This is a genomic window from Yoonia maritima (genome assembly GCF_002933395.1).
In the GTDB taxonomy this organism is placed as follows: Bacteria; Pseudomonadota; Alphaproteobacteria; order Rhodobacterales; family Rhodobacteraceae; genus Yoonia; species Yoonia maritima_A.
In genome coordinates this window covers 390589-406592 of the sequence record NZ_PKFN01000009.1, presented here as the reverse complement: position 1 = coordinate 406592, position 16004 = coordinate 390589, and the positions used below count along the sequence as shown (strand labels likewise).

Here is a 16004-nt window from a genome sequence, read left to right as displayed (position 1 = left end):
TGGGTGCAAAGCGCCCTCCCCATGGGGGAGGGTTTGACCCGTATTGAACTTCACATGGCTTTGAGCGCCACGTCAGAACTGACCTCAAATAGAAAAGCAGACCTTCGCGCTGAATGCAGCGAACGGCAGGTTTGAGCCGATTCTGTTGAAAAACACCGTGTTGCTGGCGCAGAAAATATCGCTTCAAACACAGCGCGAGCGCCTTTTCTATCAGGCTTTGCGCGTTTGCTGCGGTGCAGGAGAGATCTTGGCTAATTTGCGGAGATTTTGGGCGGTGGCGGCGAGTAGAAATTCGTCATTTGCGCCGTTCGGTCCACGCAATCGCAATCGTCCCAAAGGGAGATGAAGTTCGCGATGAAGGTCATTCCAAACCGCATGCTCAAAAGCACACCTAGTTGACCTGATTGGGTCTTCGGTGTTGATCGATCTGTTGTTTTGTGCCGAAGCGTATCGCTCAAGCGCCCTACCTAGGGAACTCGTCGCACTTGGACGACCAGCGTTGTGAAATGGACGTGTGAAGCGCCCGATTCAGACCTACCAAACCGGGCGCATACTTTACTTGAGGTTCAGCGCGTCTAGGACATCGCCGAAGGAGACGAACTTGAAATTCGTGGTGAATTCTTCGTTTTGGTCATCCATGACGGCCAACATACCGCGGGGGTAGTTCGCACCAACTGGCAAGGCTACGACATCAAGACCGTCGGTCTCGGACACGCCGTCAACATCGCCTGCGGCAATCTCTACCAGACCTGCACAGGCCGGAATGTCATCGCCCTTCAGCGGGAAGATGCCGTAGCGGTGGATGCCCTGGGAAGAGGCCACGAGGTAGCGCCCTTCGGCCCCATCATAGAGCGTGATGCCCTCGATATCGTCGCGGGGGAAACAATCTGACGGGATGCGCGTAATTTCTGTCGCGTCGTCACCTGCTTCTGGCAGACCTGGGAACCGCCATATCGCCACATCCTCTTCGCCGACGTAGAGGTGACCCTCTTTGTCATCAAAGACCATGCCTTCGGGCTGTGTCTCGACCTTCAGAACACGGGCCAGCACGATGTCGATCTTACCGTCGCCAGCGTCGATCACTTCGTATTGTGCGATATGGCCGGTCTTGAAGTTGGCCAGTGCCCAGACCCGACCCGTTGCAGGGTCGCGACCCATGGCGTGGCCATAGATCTTTTTGGTGCCTTCGGGCATGTCGGGCAAAACGTCGAAGTAATTCGGATCGGCGCGCTCGATGGAGCCATCCTGGCGGATCACATAGAACACAATACCGTCTGCGTCACGCTCGGTGGCAGAGGCCAGCCACACTTGTTCGCCGTTCAAAGAAAACTCTCGAATATCGACGTTATTCACAGCGCCGTCGCCAAAAAAGGCCAGTTCTTCGCCATTCAGGTCAAAGGCATGCAGCCCGTTATACTTATCCGTGCCCAGAACGATGCTGGCCTCAGGGTCGGTAGGATGCACCCAGATTGCCGGGTCGTCTGCATCGCCGATAATGGGCATGGATTCGGTTACAGCGGTCACCTGCACCACTGGGACCTCGGCAAAAGCCGAGGTCGCCATCAGCGCAGCCGCTAGGGTCAGATTAATCTTCAACTTCAAACTCCGTCACGTTCAGTGTGTAGGAAATGACGATATTGTTGTCGCCGTTGACCGCGTTGATATAGCCGCCGATTAGGCCGTCGCCATTGGGCGCCTGACCACGCGCCGGATCGAGGTTAACAGTTGCGGTGCCGGTCCAGTCAGCGATCTCTTCGTTTACGGATCTGCCGTCGGCTTCCCATTCGAATTCAAACTCGGTGAAGGCCATATCGCCCTCTGGGAACTCTTCTTCGGATTGCAGAGAGAACGTGTTGGGCAAATCACCCAGCTTGTTGAAGTCAGCGTGGACCAGCTTGCCCTCGATTTGTTTGGCCATACCGTCCAGCATGAATTCGATGCCAAAGTCGAGTTCCTGATATGGGCTATAGTCGGTTTCGTTCAGCAGGTATTCACGTTTCATGGACAGTTCGTGGATGTCGAGTTTATCGAAATCGCTGACCTGCATGTCGAAATCATAGCTCGAAACGGTGCCCATGATGACAAGGTGCGGCTCTTCGCCCAGCCATTCTGTGGGAGCTTCGGTCAGAGCATTGTCTGCGGTCATGGTGGACAGTAGGGGATCGGCAAAAGCCAGTGCCGGCGCGAGGGCTAGAGCAAAGATCGAGGTAGTTCTCAGCATTAGAGTCTCCTGTGTTAAAGGCGACCGCAAATCGGGTCGAAGCTGGCTCTAAACGGGCTGAATGACAGTTTTGTGTCAGCTTTTCGGGGTCGCTAGCCTCCGGTCTGGCTTTTCGTTGAGGTTTCATGTGCTTACGTGCACACAAATTTTATTTGGAAGTTTTTTTATATATATTACAAATATTTAAATTCTGCACATATGTGCAATTGTCACCAATTTTTCATGGAATCACCCTAGAAAGCGAAGCAGTGAAACGCACAGGAGTGTGATAATGCCCGCCCGTCTTGCCATGGACGCCCCCACATGAGCGCGCCGAGCTTGCCTATGGCGCGATTGCGGTCGTCGGGTGCGTCTTTGCGAAGCGATCCGACGCGTGTGGTCGGGCTGGTCTTGCTGGCCTTTTTCGGATGGCTGATTGTTGCGCCACTGTTCATGGTCTTTGCCGATATGCTGACCACCCAGCCCGGCGATGAAGCGCGCACTCAGACCGGAACCGGCGCTTTTACCGACTATTACCTGACCCGCGCCTTCTCCTCGCGTATGTCACAGATCATCTTTTATCGTCCGTTGATGAACACGCTCACCATTGCGTCAGTTTCCACAGTGCTGGCACTGGTGATCGGCACGGGTGTCGCGTGGCTTTTGGTGCGCACGGATTTGATGGGGCGGGCCTGGCTTTCCATTGGGTTGATCATTCCGTTCATGTTGCCCGCATGGACCTTTGCTCTGGCGTGGACAACGCTGTTCAAGAACAGCACTGTGGGCGGACAGCCTGGGTTTGTGCAGGGTTTTGGCCTTCAGCCGCCCGATTGGCTAGCCTATGGCGCGGTGCCGACCATCGTGATCATGACGATAAACAACATTCCATTCGTGATCCTTCTGGTTGGCAACGCCCTGCGTAAGCTTGACAGTCAGCTCGAAGAAGCCGCCCGGATGTTGGGCGCGCGTAGCGGGTTGATCTCGCGCAGGATCGTCGTGCCTCTCATGCGCCCGGCGGTGCTATCGGCCTCGCTTTTGATGTTCGCGGACGCGATTGGTGAGTTTTCCGTTCCTTATGTGCTGGGCCTGCCCGTGCAGTTCGAAACGCTGGCCACATCGCTCTACCGCGCTATTGGCACGCAGCAGAACGGCATGGCGGCGGTGTTCGCAGCTGTGGTCATGGCCATCGGGGTCATCACCTTGTCGATCGACACTTGGATGATGCGCGAAAGCCGCCGCTACGCAATCATCGGCGGCAAAGGCGCAATGGCCCGGCGTAGCCGGCTGGGCCGGGCGCAGATCCCGGCAGTCACGCTGGCGCTGACCCTCTTTGCGGTGGGCGTGGTTCTGCCGCTTGGCACGCTGCTGCTATCGACGATCATGCATGTGCCGGGCCGTTTTACCGCTGAGAATTTCACCTTCGCCTATTGGGTCGGACGCGACCTGCCGACGATTGCCCTGCGCGACGGGATCCTGTTGTCGGATGTGTTTTGGGAGGCGGCGTGGAATTCCGTGCGCATCGTCGGGCTGGCCTCTCTTGCGGCGGGCACGTTGGGGCTGTTGGTTGGCTATATTGTGGTGCGCAGCCCATGGCGGTGGCTGGCCATGGCACTGCGGCAGATCACCTTCTTCCCTTATCTTGTACCGGGCATCGCTTTTGCCGCTGCGTTCCTCGTGCTGTTCGCACAACCACGCGGGCCGATTCCGGCGCTCTATGGCACACCGTGGATTTTGCTTTTGGCGCTGGTCGCGGACCAAATGCCGTTTGCAAGCCGCGCCGGGATTTCGGCCATGACCCAACTGGGCAGCGATGTCGAAGATGCCGCCCGGATGGTCGGCGCGGGCTGGTTCCAGCGGATGCGCTCCATCATCTTCCCGATTCAGAAAGGGGCGCTGGCCGTGGGGGTGCTGATGCCGTTCATTTCCGGGATCAAGGGCGTGAGCCTATTCATCATGCTTGCCGTACCTTCGACCGACGTTCTGACGACCTTTTCGCTGCGGTTGGTGGATTACGACTACACGCAGGCGGCCAATGTCGTGGTCCTGATGATCTCGCTCATCGCGCTTGGCGGCACGCTGCTCATTAACCGCATCACAGGGGCAAGTCTTGCCCAAGGATTGGAAAGCTAGATGCCCCAGATCGACATCACCCATCTCACCAAGCGCTTTGGGGCCGATGCCCCCGCGGTTGATGACGTGAGCTTCACGGTCGAGGACGGGTCCTTTACCTGTATTCTCGGGCCGTCTGGGTGCGGCAAATCCACCCTGTTGCGGATGATCGCAGGGCTTGAACGCGCGAGCGAAGGGGAGATTGCAGTCGACGGAACCGTCGTGGACGGGCCGCGCCAAGGCCTCTTTACCCCGCCCGAAACACGGGGCGTTGGGCTGGTGTTTCAGTCCTATGCGCTGTGGCCGCACATGACTGTCGAGGACAACATTGCTTTTGGCCTCAAGGTGCAGCGTATGAGCACGCAGGCCCGCAAGGCCCGTGTGGCCGAAATGATCGAAACGCTTCAGATCGGCGGGCTAGAGCGCCGCTACCCTTCTCAACTGTCAGGTGGGCAGCAACAACGTGTGGCGCTGGCCCGCACGTTGGCTTTGGCGCCCAAGGTACTGTTGCTGGATGAACCCCTGTCAAACCTTGACGCTGCTTTGCGCCTGCACATGCGCGCCGAGTTGGCCCGGTTGCACCGCGAATTTGGCACAACCATCGTTTTCGTGACCCATGACCAATGGGAAGCAATGACACTGGCCACCCATATCGCAGTGGTCAGCGAAGGCCGTTTGCAACAGATGGGCACTGCGAACGACATTTATGACCGCCCCGCCCACCGCTTTGTGGCGGAATTCATCGGGAACCCGCAAATCAACATCTTCGAAGCGGGCAGCGCTATGGCCCGCAAGCTGGGCACCGATATGACCGTTGCATGGCGTCCCGAAACGGTGACGCTCGCTGACGTTGGTCTGCCCGCCCGCGTACGCGCAGTTCTGCCCACAGGCGGTTCTTGGATCGTGGAGTTGGACCTGCCGGAACATCGCGCACCGCTTTTGATGTCCACCAATCGCCGCCCCGATATCGCCCCCGGTCAGGCCGTGACCATCGCCCCGCCGACCGAGCTCCACCTCTTTGACGCGGGCGGTCAACGCCACGCGTCCGACCCCATTTCGCATCCCTTAGAAGCCTTGACCCAACCCTAAACTGATCCAATCCGGAGACCCTCCATGAAACGTATAATCCTTGCTGCTCTTCTCAGCACCACCGCTCTTCATGCTGAAGAGTTCAACGAAGCCACGCTCCTAGAGGCGGCGAGAACCGAAGCCCCGCTGCTCGTAATCGACAGCACTGGTAAGGTCCGCGCGCAAGCCAGAGCCTTTGGCGAGAGATACGGCCTTGAAATCAACGGCACCAAGTCCAAAGCCCCTGCCACCATCCGCATGGTCGTGGGCGAGGCGCAGGCCGGCAATGTGCAGGCTGACGTGATCACTGTCTCTGACACACCTGCTGCCACCGCGCAGTTGCTGGAGCCGGGCTATGCGGTCAGCTATGTGCCTTCCGACATGATGGGCGTCATCCCCGAAGGCTCCCGCGATCCGCTGGTTGTCTCCAACTCACCTGTTGTCTGGAGCTACAACACTGCGCTGAATGACAGCTGCCCTGTCAGCAATATCTGGGACCTGACTGATGAGACGTGGACCGGCCGCGTTTCCATGCCTGACCCGCTGGCCAAACCGGCATACACCGACTGGTTCAACCAGATGGCCATGCATCACGACGACAAGATCGCTGCGGCCTATGAGGCCAAATTCGGCGAATCCTTCGAAGGCGACAGCGCCACCGAAGCTTGGGTCACCGCTCTCGCGGCGAACCAACCCTTGCTGACCTCCTCTGACAGCGATGTGGCAAAGGCTGTGGGCAGCCCCGATGCGACAGAGAACTTCGTCGGCATTATGTCCACCGCCAAATTCCGCGACAACGAAGAGGGCATGACGCTTGGGATATGCGCGGGTATGGAGCCAATGATCGGCCTGCTGACCCCGAAATTCCTGATGATCACTGCAGACACCGACAGCCCGAATGCCGCCAAGCTCTACGTGCACTACTTGCTGACCGAAGAAGGTTGGGCTCCGCAAGCTCTCGACGGCAAAATGGCAACCAACACCAGCCACGGTGTGCCCGAGGGCGAGCCCTCCGGCGTGATGAATTACCTTGATCAGCTTTGGGTGTATAACACCGACACTTCCTCCGATGACTGGGCAACCCGTCAGGACTGGCAAGACATTTGGTCCCTCGCACGCGCTGGCCAATAAACCAAACGGCTCTGGGGCGCGCTGGCCCCGGAGCCCTCCTTTTTTGAAAGACGTTAATGACCGATCCAGACCTTTCCGCCCGCGCTGAATTCCTGCGCCATTTGGCCATCAAAGCGGCTGACCTGGCCCGAGACGGCTTTGCATCACGCAACGCAGGCACCTTTGACCTGAAGGGCCCGCAGGATTTTCTGACCGAAACCGATATCGCGGTCGAGACGCTGATCCGTGATGCACTGAGCGAAGCCTTCCCCGAAGACGACATCCTTGGCGAAGAAGGCGGCGGCACGCCCACGCCCCAGCTGTGGATCATCGATCCTATCGACGGCACCGCGAATTTTGCCCGCGGCGTGCCGCATTTCTGCGTTTGCATCGCCTTCGCGCTGGACGGAGCGCCGGTGCTGGGTGCGATTATCCAGCCGATGACCGGTGAATTCTGGTTCGCTCAAAAGGGCAAAGGGGCCGAAAAGGATGGCGCCCCGATCCGCGTCACCAGTACCGAATCCCCCGACACGGCCTGCATCGAAATGGGCTGGTCGCGCCGCCACCCTGTCGAAGGGTACCTTGCCGCACAGCGCCATGTGATCACGGGCGGTGCGAATATCCGTCGTGGCGGCTCTGGCGCGCTGGCGCTGGCTTGGGTGGCCGAGGGGCGCTCGGATGGCTACCTAGAGGCAAACATGAACTGCTGGGATTGCCTTGCTGGGATGCTGATGATCGAAGAAGCAGGCGGCCATGTGCGCCCCTTTGCTGGTGGTCTGGACGGGTTGGCCAATCCCGCCCCGGTTCGCGCTTGCACGCCTGCGCTCACCGCGCTTTTAGACGAAGCGCTCGCGCTAGGAGCCGCGACATGAGCGTCGATCCAGGCACAATGAAACTTGTCTTTGCCGAGGCCGAAGCAGGCCGCGCGCCGCTTCATCGCATTGATGGGGGCTTTCATGGCGCGGACTTGTTCATCGGAAACCGTCAAGCCGCCAGCAGCCCCGACCTTTTGGCCGAACATGGCGTTGGCGTCGTTTTGAACTGTGCGGTCAATCTCGATATCAACATGGTGACCGACCCGGCTGCGGACGTGAAGAACCTCGAATTTGGTTGGGGCCCTGTGCGTTATTACAAGCTCGGCATGATCGACGGAGCAGGCAACTCCGACGACTTTCTCATAGCGGGTTACTTCCTGCTGCGCGGCCTGTTAACACAAGAGATGCCGGAAAAACCCAGCTACCCGTGGAAGACCCGTGGACATGTGTTGGTGCATTGTCGAGGTGGGCGCAGTCGCTCAGTCATCTTGGTCGCGCTCTTTCTGCATATGGAACGCCCCGAGAGTTATCCAACGCTTGACGCGGCCATCGCCCATGTGCGCGCACATCGCCAGCTGGACCCAAAAGAGTGGCCAAGCGCGCCAAAACAAGTTTTGATAGACGCCGCCACCCGCTGCGCAGCCATACTTCGCCACCTGAAAGGACCGCCTCATCGCACGCTCCAAGCCCGCTGATCGACCGGCAACAGCTTCTGACGTTGCGGCCCTTGCCGGCGTTTCCCGCTCCGCTGTGTCCCGAACTTTTACCGACGGGGCCAGTGTTGCGCCGGAAACCCGTGCGCGGGTGATCAAGGCGGCGGAAGCGCTGAATTACCACGTGAACCACCTGGCTCGTGGTTTGTCCAAAGAAGAAAGCCGCCCTGTTTGTATTCTCGTTTCCACTTTGCGCAAACCTTATCACGCTGTGTTGCTGGACCTCATCACCACCGCGCTGCAAAAAGCAGGGCGCATCGCAATCGTGATCAATGTCGGCGCCTCCGCGGATGACGCCGACCAGGCATTGATTCAGACGATGAACTACCGTGCAGCGGCTACGATCGTGCTGTCGGGCTCACCCCCTGCGCGACTGGTGGAGCGCTGTATCGGCACGGGGCAAAAGGTGATCCTTGTGAACCGAGGCGACGATTTGCCAGACGTCTACCACCTGCGGATCGACTATGCCCGCGCCATGGAGCAAGCGGCCCAGCTTTTTCACAAGGGCGGGCACAAGAATATCGCCATCGTGACCCGCGCGGAACGCTCACACAGCTTGGCCGAGCGTGAATTGCTCTTGCAAAACGCGCTGATTGAACATCGTATCAAGGTCAATGTCTGGCGCGGCGCATCCACGACCTATGAGACCGGCCAAGCCGCGGTACGCGATTTGTTCTTGTCTCGCAACGCGCCGGACGGGTTGTTTTGCATCAACGATCTTTTGGCCTGTGGGGCGATGGATGCTTTGACCCGAGAACTTGGATGCCAAGTGCCTGCGGACGTTGCGGTGCTTGGATTTGACGATATCCCCCAAGCCTCCTGGCAGGCTTATCGACTATCAACCTTTGCGCAGCCCTATAGTGGCATCGCGTCGACCCTTGCTGAGTTGCTTTCCACTGACGAACCCGAACGGATTTGTACTTTACACGCCGAGTTGAAGCTGCGCGGGACGCACCGGTGAACGCGGCGGCCCGTCCGGACGGTACGAAATTCGAGCGGGCCCGCTTAAGGTGTTGGAGCGTTGTCCTGAATGTCCGTACTCTTACTCTCTTTTTAAATTCCATGGCAGTGACAACGACGACTGACCCACGTCCCCTGAGTCTATCGCGGCGGTCGCAAACCACACAAAGCGAACTTTAGGCAGGAGAAATCGAACGGCAGAAAAGTCCGCGTCTCAGCCATTGCTCAGCGTCCCGTTAACGTCAGCTTTTGGTTGCCGTCGCTGCTTTGGCTGCCCGCTCAGCCCGTCGGCGCTCATAGTAGGCTTCCATTTTTGACGGCGCTCCGGGTGAACGGCGGCCTGTCTTCTTGTATCCATTTTTTGCACTGATTGGTTTGACCTTGGGCTGGGGTGCAGGTTTATCCTGTTCCTCCTTGATATAGGCGAGAACGGCGCCGAGGCGCTTGTTCTCGGTGATAGCTGCGTGTGTGATCCGCCGTTCGGGGTTGAGGATCGAATGGGGCCGGGCGATGCCCTTGCAGCGGTTTACGCGAGCCAGTCCAGGATTGCTTTGGTCGTCTCTTCTGGTTTTTCTTCTTGAATCCAGTGGCCTGCGTCAAGGCTGACAACGTCAACGTTTGGCACAAAATCACTCAGGTTAGGCGATTGTGGTATCAAGTCGTGTTCGCCATAAATCATCAGCGCAGGATGTGAAACAATAGGGTCAACCTCCGCCAAAAGATGCCAGTTGCGATCTAGGTTTCGATACCAGTTGATACTGCCCGTGAAGCCAGAGACTTCGAATGCTTTGTCGAGCACAGACAGCTCCTCATCGCTCAAAAGTGGCTCACCGGCTGCCGTTTCGGCCTCGGCCAGATTGATCATCATCATCCCTGGTTCTGGGGGCAGCAAAGGTTCGTTTTTGCGGTAGAGGTTTTGCAGAAACTGTCGACGGTTGGCATCCAGAACCGCATCCGCCACGCCGGGCTTGCGATTGAAATGCACCATGTAGTTATCCGGCCCCATAAAACTTTCGATCAATGTGACCCATGGTGTCTCGCCTCGCTCTTGATAAGGAAGCGCCAGTGCGATGACCTTGGTCACGCGCTTAGGGTGCAGCAATGTCATACCCCAAACAACATTCGCGCCCCAGTCATGACCAACGAATATGGCATCATCGTAGCCAAAGTGATCAAGCAACGCGACAAGATCACCAGTCAGACATGTGATATCATATGCGGATACGTCAGTCGGCTGGGAGGAATGGCCATACCCACGTTGATTGGGGACAATGACGTGATAGCCAGCGGCTGCAAGCGCTGGCATTTGATGCCGCCATGAAAATGCATGCTCGGGCCAGCCGTGACACAGCACGATCGGGTTTCCTGCATTTTCTTTTCCAGCTTCGAAGACTTCTAGTTCCACACCATTGGCCGAGATCATCGTTGGTTGGAGGAAGTCGTTGGAGTTAAACATTTTTCTGCCTTTTGTGTTTATCACGGGCAATCAGCTAGCAGTGCTAACTTTATGCTCGGCAAGTTACTCGGTTTGTGACGAACGCCCAAATGGCGTCGACATTCGCGACTTATGATGCAATGGTCTCAAAATTTGACACCTTTGATCGTTAATCCAAACAAAATGAATGTACGCCTTCGCCAAGAAGCCATCATACGCAGCCTACGCCGCAATGGATCATCAACCATTGCGACGCTCACCGAACAGGTCGGGGCATCGCGCAGCACATTGTTGCGCGATATTAATGCGCTGCGGGATCAGGGTTTTGTCATTCATTCCGAACCCGGTCGCGGCGGAGGGCTGCAACTTGATCCGCGTTCCGTTCAGACCGCTCCACGTCTTTCCGTGACCGAGGTGTTTGCGCTTTTGATCAGTGTCGCGTCTATGCGTGCGGCAGGAAACCTTCCATTTTCGAGCTTCGCTGATGCCGGACTAGCAAAGATCGAAAAAGCACTTCCGTCGGATAAAATTAGAGATTTACGGGATTTTCTGGACTGTTTGTATATCGGAGAATTAGCCCCGCAGGTGGACAGATCCAACATTGGCACAATGGACCCCGCCTTGCTTCTCGAATTCGAGGTAGCCTTTCTTCAGCGCCAGCATCTGCAGTTCAATTACCATGATGCGAAAGGTGTGAACAGCATGCGAATGGTTGAGCCACAAGCGATGCTGATCCTTCCGCCGCTTTGGTATCTCGTTGCGTGGGACCCTGCCCGTAACGATTTCCGGCACTTCCGCATGGACCGGATTAGTGAACCGCAGTGCATCGAAAGTAAGGCGTTTCGAAAAAGGCATGTGGTTTTCGACGATACCGTTCGGCCACTGGATAACACACAACGCTAATATTTCCGATTTTGGGACAGCGCCGAAACTGAATATCAACACTCAATTTTGAAGTCGCTCATGCGATCAGATCCTAATCCACATATGATAGCGAACGTTCGCCGCGATGCAGAATCGCAAAAATTTGGGCTCGCTCTTTGTTTTCGCCGCAACATGATCCTACGTCTGTTCTAAATTGGCGAACGGCAAGACCGTCCGCCAACTTCGTTCAGATGTCGATTCGTTCAGCGATGCTTAACGCATCTTCCAGTTCAACGCCTAAATAGCTAACGGTGCTATCGATCTTCGTATGGCCTAGCAGAAGTTGCACGGCGCGAAGGTTGCCCGTTTTGCGGTAAATTTCCGCGGCTTTGGTTCGGCGTAGCGAGTGTGTGCCATATCCACTGGGTTCCAGACCGATCGCTGTCACCCAATCACGAACGAGCCGACCATATTGCCGGGTTGAGATGTGCGGGCGGTCATGGAAGCGGCTCGGGAACATAAAGCGGCACCCGATCATCTCAGGTGACTTTACCAAAGCGATGACAGTATCACGTGTGTTTTCAGTGAGTTCGAACTGAACTGGTTTCTTGGTCTTGCTCTGGATCACCGAAACCCGTTCACGAACGCGGTCATGCCCAGTCGTCAGCACAGCGCTGACGACCAGAACATAGCATCGGGTTGAATGGCCGTTCTCAGACGCGCCTTAAATGCGGTATTTCTGTCCATGCGTAAGGCTGCTATGAGCCCTCTTTGCCGGATTTCTGCGATGCAGCTAACGGCTGCAATGATGGAGCAAAACCGTTCGACAACCGCTTGGCTACTGAACGCAGATTACCGTAGAGGTCTACCAGATGGTGCTAGACCCAATGCTTCGCACAGCAATTCATGAACGTCCCAGCGTTTTAAGAGCTTTGCCTTATCCACTGGGCTACCATAACTGGTGCAATGATCGGTATTGCAAACACTTGAGTCGGCGTTGAGGTCTAGGAGGTGACGTATGACGGTGATCGACGACCACGCGATGGCAGAGTGAAATGCTGTGTAGTTTAGGTTAAGTCGCTGATTAATGTCCACGCCAGCAGCAACGAGTTGGTCGATTGTATTAAGCGTGATCGCCGCAGCTTCCGCTGGATCGACCTTATGGATAGTTTGATAATCCTTCTCGAGTTGTAGGGCGTCCATCAATGCAGAAAACCCTCCATCAACATAGTGAACATCAACGCCTTTGCTAAGAACCCACTCTACAGACTTTGGTTTTCCGGAAGCTATTGCATGGCTTAGCCAATACCTTTCTGACCACGGATCAACCCCATGCGGCAATTCGCTTGTGGCGGCTATTTTTTCGAGCGCCGAAATATCGGCAGCTCCGAAAGCTTCCCAAACAACTTCGAATTTGGGTAGGTCCTCATCTTTAAACAAAGTTCTGACCTTTCTTTGTCAGCCAATTCCCAGTTGTTCCCGCATTAACGTAAGGCGCTCTCAAAAGAACCGTTTGTTGAGGCTCCCAGAAAACCGACATTGGCGCAACTGCAGCGAATTCACCCTTTGTCCCGCATAGCGGACCTTATCCTACTACAATGCCAATTTCCGGTCTGGACCAGATTTACTTTGCGTTTTAGCCATTATTGCGTGACGCGGCCTGTTAATAGGATATGTAAAGTTCTGCATATCGGGCCAAAGATGTTCAACGCTCCACAGGTCGTTAGGTCAGTTAATCAATCACGATCCAAAGCAATCTCATCCTGAAGCCGTTCAAAATCACCCCACTTGGGCCGTGGTGGATTCCCAGACAATAACGTCTCGGGGCGCAGTACATAGTCGGTCGTGTCAGGCCCATCTATGATCCCGGCCAATCGGTAGTGCATGAACATCCGCAGCACCCGGTTGATCCGGGGCTGATACCCTTCCCCCATCGCCTTAAAAAATTTCACCACATCTGCATCCAGCCGCATCGTCACCCGTTGACGTTTTGGGTCGCGCCTGTCGTCGTCTTTCCAGATTTCACCCCAGCGTGGCGGCAGCATCTTTTCTTTGGCGACAAACGTATGCAAATCCCATTCGATCATCGCCTGCGCATCAACCGCATAGTTCCAATTGATCCGCTGTGTCTTGGTCATCTTCTTGGGGTCGATCATCGTGGTCTCCTTTGCCGTCACACTGACCGCCAAAGGTAAAAACGCCGCTGCATGACCGTGCGCACGCTGTGTGTACGCGGTCTGCACGCAATGCAGCCGATGTTCCCCTAGGTCACAAACCCACCGCTGTGGACAAATGTTAGCGCTGCACAATAAGGTGGCACAACGCAAAATGGGGGTTGTCATGCATAAAGTCGCCATCACCGGGACCGGGCTTTTCACGCCCTCTCAGGTCATCACAAACGACGAATTGGTCGAAGCATTTAACGCCTACGCCGATCTGTGGAACGCCGAAAACGCCGCCGCGATTGAAGCAGACACCGTTAAGGCAAAGCCCCACTCCTCATCCGACTTTATCGTGGCGGCATCCGGCATCGAAAACCGCTATGTGCTTGATAAAGAAGGGCCTCTTGACCCCGCACGCATGTTCCCACGCCTCGCCCAGCGGTCAGACGAAGAACCCGGCTACATGGCCGAAATCGGCGTAGATGCCGCGCAAAAAGCGATCTCGGCCGCAGGCCGTACCGCCGCTGATGTTGATCTTGTGATCTGCGCCGCCTCCAACATGGAACGGGCCTATCCAGCCGTTGGGGTCGAAATCCAACAGCTGCTGGGCGCTGGTGGTTTTGCTTTTGACATGAACGTCGCCTGCTCCAGCGCGACCTTCGGCATCCAAACCGCCGCCGACATGATCCGTGCAGGCTCTATCCGTTCCGCAATTGTCGTAAATCCCGAAATATGTAGCGCCCATATCGAATGGCGGGATCGCGATTGTCATTTCATCTTTGGCGACGTGGCAACCGCCACATACCTTGAACGCGACGAAGGCCTTGATCGCCCGCATTTTAAGGTGCTTTCGACCCGTTGCGCGACGCAGTTCAGCAATAACATCCGCAACAATAACGGCTTTCTGCGCCGCACCCATGACGCCATGGATGACCGTCGCGATATGCAATTCATGCAAAACGGCCGCAAGGTTTTCAAAGAAGTGCTACCGCTTGTCAGCCAGCACATCGCCGACCACCTGTCCGACACTGGCATCGAAGCATCAGACCTGCGCCGGCTATGGCTGCACCAAGCAAACAAGTCGATGAACGACTACATCGGCAAAAAGGTGCTCGGCCGCCCACCCGAACCACATGAACAGCCAAATGTCTTGCAAGACTATGCAAATACGTCATCTGCGGGGTCAATCATTGCCTTCACCAAACACTCTGACGATTTTGTGCCAGGCGACAAAGGCTTGATCTGTTCGTTCGGCGCAGGGTATTCCGTGGGTTCCGTCGTGGTTGAACGCGGCTAACCTAAGGAAGAACACAACATGAAAAAACTAATGATTATCGCCGCAGTTTGCAGCCTTGCAGCATGCGGCGTACCGTTTGTTCCGCTCGTCTAAGAGCTGACTCGTTTGTGCACGTCTTCCAGCGTCTCAACCCGCTCAGAGTATCGGTCGGTTAGCATTGCAGACCGGCCGCGCGTCATGACGGTGAACCGCGCAAGCTCCTCCATCACATCAACGATGCGATTATAAAGCGATGATGGCTTCATCCGCCCATCTTCGAACTTTTTCCACGCCATAGGGACAGAAGACTGATTTGGAATGGTGATCAGCCGCATCCAACGACCAAGGATGCGCATTTGATTCACCGCGTTAAACGACTGAGATCCACCAGATACCTGCATCAACGCCAATGTTTTGCCTTGTGTGGGGCGTACACCACCGATTGCTGACAGCGGTATCCAGTCAATCATTGTCTTCATGACCCCGGACATTGCACCATGAAGTTCTGGACTGGACCAAACCATTCCTTCGCACCACATGACCAAATCACGCAACTCAACGACCTTGGGATGGTTTTCCCCTGCATCCCCGTGCAACGGTAAACCCGAAGGATCGAAAAAGCGTGTTTCACAACCTAACGCGTTAAGTACACGTGCGCCTTCTTCTGCGCAGCGTCGCGAATAGCTAACGTCGCGCAATGATCCATAAAGCAATAGGATACGTGGTGGATGAGCATCGTCAGCATCCGAAGCAAGCGAAGGAAAGTCCAATGGCTTCAGCGCGCCCGAAACGATATTAGGCAAATCCGTCGTATTCATAGCAACTAGTTGTTTTCCTCGAGATGCAATTTCATATCGATCAAGACTTTTTGCAGCGCAGTCGTTTCGCGCAACAGACGCTTTGCTTCGTTCACCGTGATAATGCCATCCTCGATGGAAATATTATACTCTGCCATCAACTGAGCAAAGCGTTGGCTAAGCTTGATAACATCGTTGTTCACGCCGCCTTCGCTGTTCGAACGTTCGGCATCATATGACAGGGTGATCCCGCGCATCTCGGCCAGCGCGGAAGTAACATGAGGGTAAGAGGCAGCTGCCTCGAGTTGCGCAACCGCATCAACCGGCATGTAACGATCTGCATGTTCTGGGTTATCTGAATAATAGCGTCCTAATGTCGCCTTCGATTTCCCGGTCAACTCACAGGCACTTTCGATACCAACGTCTTTTACCAACGCCTCTGTATGCCGTTTGAGATAATTGCTCATACCCGTACTCCATCTCGTGCGCCCCTGC

Annotated in this window: 15 protein-coding genes and 1 pseudogene; 8 read left to right on the top strand and 8 right to left on the bottom strand. The window is 55.9% G+C overall.

Annotated elements, in window-relative coordinates; genetic code table 11:
* Positions 1 to 555 precede the first annotated feature (555 nt).
* Together CYQ09_RS13155 and CYQ09_RS13150 are read right to left on the bottom strand one after the other, a co-directional pair.
* Positions 556 to 1596, bottom strand: a complete 1041-nt coding sequence (locus CYQ09_RS13155) for a phytase (protein WP_106745843.1) — start codon at positions 1594 to 1596, stop codon at positions 556 to 558.
* Positions 1586 to 2221 (bottom strand): hypothetical protein, encoded by a 636-nt coding sequence (locus tag CYQ09_RS13150; RefSeq protein WP_162617675.1) that lies wholly within the window; start codon positions 2219 to 2221, stop codon positions 1586 to 1588. The genes CYQ09_RS13155 and CYQ09_RS13150 overlap by 11 nt, the downstream gene beginning before the upstream one ends.
* A gap of 303 nt (positions 2222 to 2524) precedes the next feature.
* Here CYQ09_RS13150 and CYQ09_RS13145 point away from each other — a divergent pair, with 303 nt between their 5' ends.
* Genes CYQ09_RS13145 through CYQ09_RS13120 form a run of 6 tightly spaced genes read left to right on the top strand, consistent with a single transcriptional unit; the run spans position 2525 to position 8976 of the window.
* Positions 2525 to 4330, top strand: a complete 1806-nt coding sequence (locus CYQ09_RS13145) for an ABC transporter permease (RefSeq protein WP_106745841.1) — start codon at positions 2525 to 2527, stop codon at positions 4328 to 4330.
* A complete protein-coding gene (locus CYQ09_RS13140) occupies positions 4331 to 5398 on the top strand; it encodes an ABC transporter ATP-binding protein (RefSeq protein ID WP_106745840.1) in 1068 nt (355 codons plus the stop codon).
* Between the two features lie 24 nt (positions 5399 to 5422).
* The gene (locus CYQ09_RS13135) at positions 5423 to 6508 is read left to right on the top strand and encodes an ABC transporter substrate-binding protein (RefSeq protein ID WP_106745839.1); all 1086 of its coding nucleotides are present in this window, start codon (positions 5423 to 5425) and stop codon (positions 6506 to 6508) included.
* A gap of 56 nt (positions 6509 to 6564) precedes the next feature.
* The gene (locus tag CYQ09_RS13130) at positions 6565 to 7359 is read left to right on the top strand and encodes an inositol monophosphatase family protein (protein WP_106745838.1); all 795 of its coding nucleotides are present in this window, start codon (positions 6565 to 6567) and stop codon (positions 7357 to 7359) included.
* Complete coding sequence (locus CYQ09_RS13125) at positions 7356 to 7997, top strand: dual specificity protein phosphatase family protein (RefSeq protein ID WP_106745837.1); 642 nt, start codon at positions 7356 to 7358, stop codon at positions 7995 to 7997. Before CYQ09_RS13130 ends, CYQ09_RS13125 begins: the two co-directional genes overlap by 4 nt.
* Positions 7998 to 8052: 55 nt before the next feature.
* Complete coding sequence (locus CYQ09_RS13120; RefSeq protein ID WP_106745836.1) at positions 8053 to 8976, top strand: LacI family DNA-binding transcriptional regulator; 924 nt, start codon at positions 8053 to 8055, stop codon at positions 8974 to 8976.
* Between the two features lie 525 nt (positions 8977 to 9501).
* Here the strand turns inward: CYQ09_RS13120 and CYQ09_RS13115 are convergent.
* Positions 9502 to 10431 (bottom strand): alpha/beta fold hydrolase, encoded by a 930-nt coding sequence (locus CYQ09_RS13115; RefSeq protein WP_106745835.1) that lies wholly within the window; start codon positions 10429 to 10431, stop codon positions 9502 to 9504.
* 162 nt (positions 10432 to 10593) lie between these two features.
* Between CYQ09_RS13115 and CYQ09_RS13110 the strand changes: the two genes are divergently transcribed.
* Complete coding sequence (locus CYQ09_RS13110) at positions 10594 to 11313, top strand: helix-turn-helix transcriptional regulator (protein WP_106745901.1); 720 nt, start codon at positions 10594 to 10596, stop codon at positions 11311 to 11313.
* A 208-nt stretch (positions 11314 to 11521) separates the two neighbouring features.
* Here CYQ09_RS13110 and CYQ09_RS13105 read toward each other — a convergent pair.
* From CYQ09_RS13105 to CYQ09_RS13095, 3 genes and pseudogenes are all read right to left on the bottom strand, one after another.
* Positions 11522 to 11926 (bottom strand): annotated as a pseudogene (locus tag CYQ09_RS13105) (tyrosine-type recombinase/integrase); the annotation flags it as partial.
* Between the two features lie 200 nt (positions 11927 to 12126).
* On the bottom strand, positions 12127 to 12714 hold the full coding sequence (locus CYQ09_RS13100; protein WP_106745834.1) for an ankyrin repeat domain-containing protein: 588 nt from the start codon (positions 12712 to 12714) through the stop codon (positions 12127 to 12129).
* Positions 12715 to 13010: 296 nt separating this feature from the next.
* Positions 13011 to 13430, bottom strand: coding sequence for a BrnA antitoxin family protein (locus tag CYQ09_RS13095; RefSeq protein WP_204353947.1), 420 nt, complete (start codon positions 13428 to 13430; stop codon positions 13011 to 13013).
* A 184-nt stretch (positions 13431 to 13614) separates the two neighbouring features.
* On the opposite strand from CYQ09_RS13095, the gene CYQ09_RS13090 reads away from it, so the two are divergent.
* Positions 13615 to 14733, top strand: a complete 1119-nt coding sequence (locus CYQ09_RS13090; protein ID WP_106745898.1) for a beta-ketoacyl-ACP synthase III — start codon at positions 13615 to 13617, stop codon at positions 14731 to 14733.
* Positions 14734 to 14822: 89 nt separating this feature from the next.
* On the opposite strand, the gene arsH is transcribed toward CYQ09_RS13090, so the two are convergent.
* Entirely contained in the window at positions 14823 to 15530 is a 708-nt protein-coding gene (gene arsH, locus CYQ09_RS13085; protein ID WP_106745833.1) for an arsenical resistance protein ArsH, read from the bottom strand.
* Positions 15531 to 15535: 5 nt separating this feature from the next.
* Entirely contained in the window at positions 15536 to 15976 is a 441-nt protein-coding gene (locus tag CYQ09_RS13080) for a phage regulatory CII family protein (protein WP_106745832.1), read from the bottom strand.
* Between the last annotated feature and the right edge of the window lie 28 nt (positions 15977 to 16004).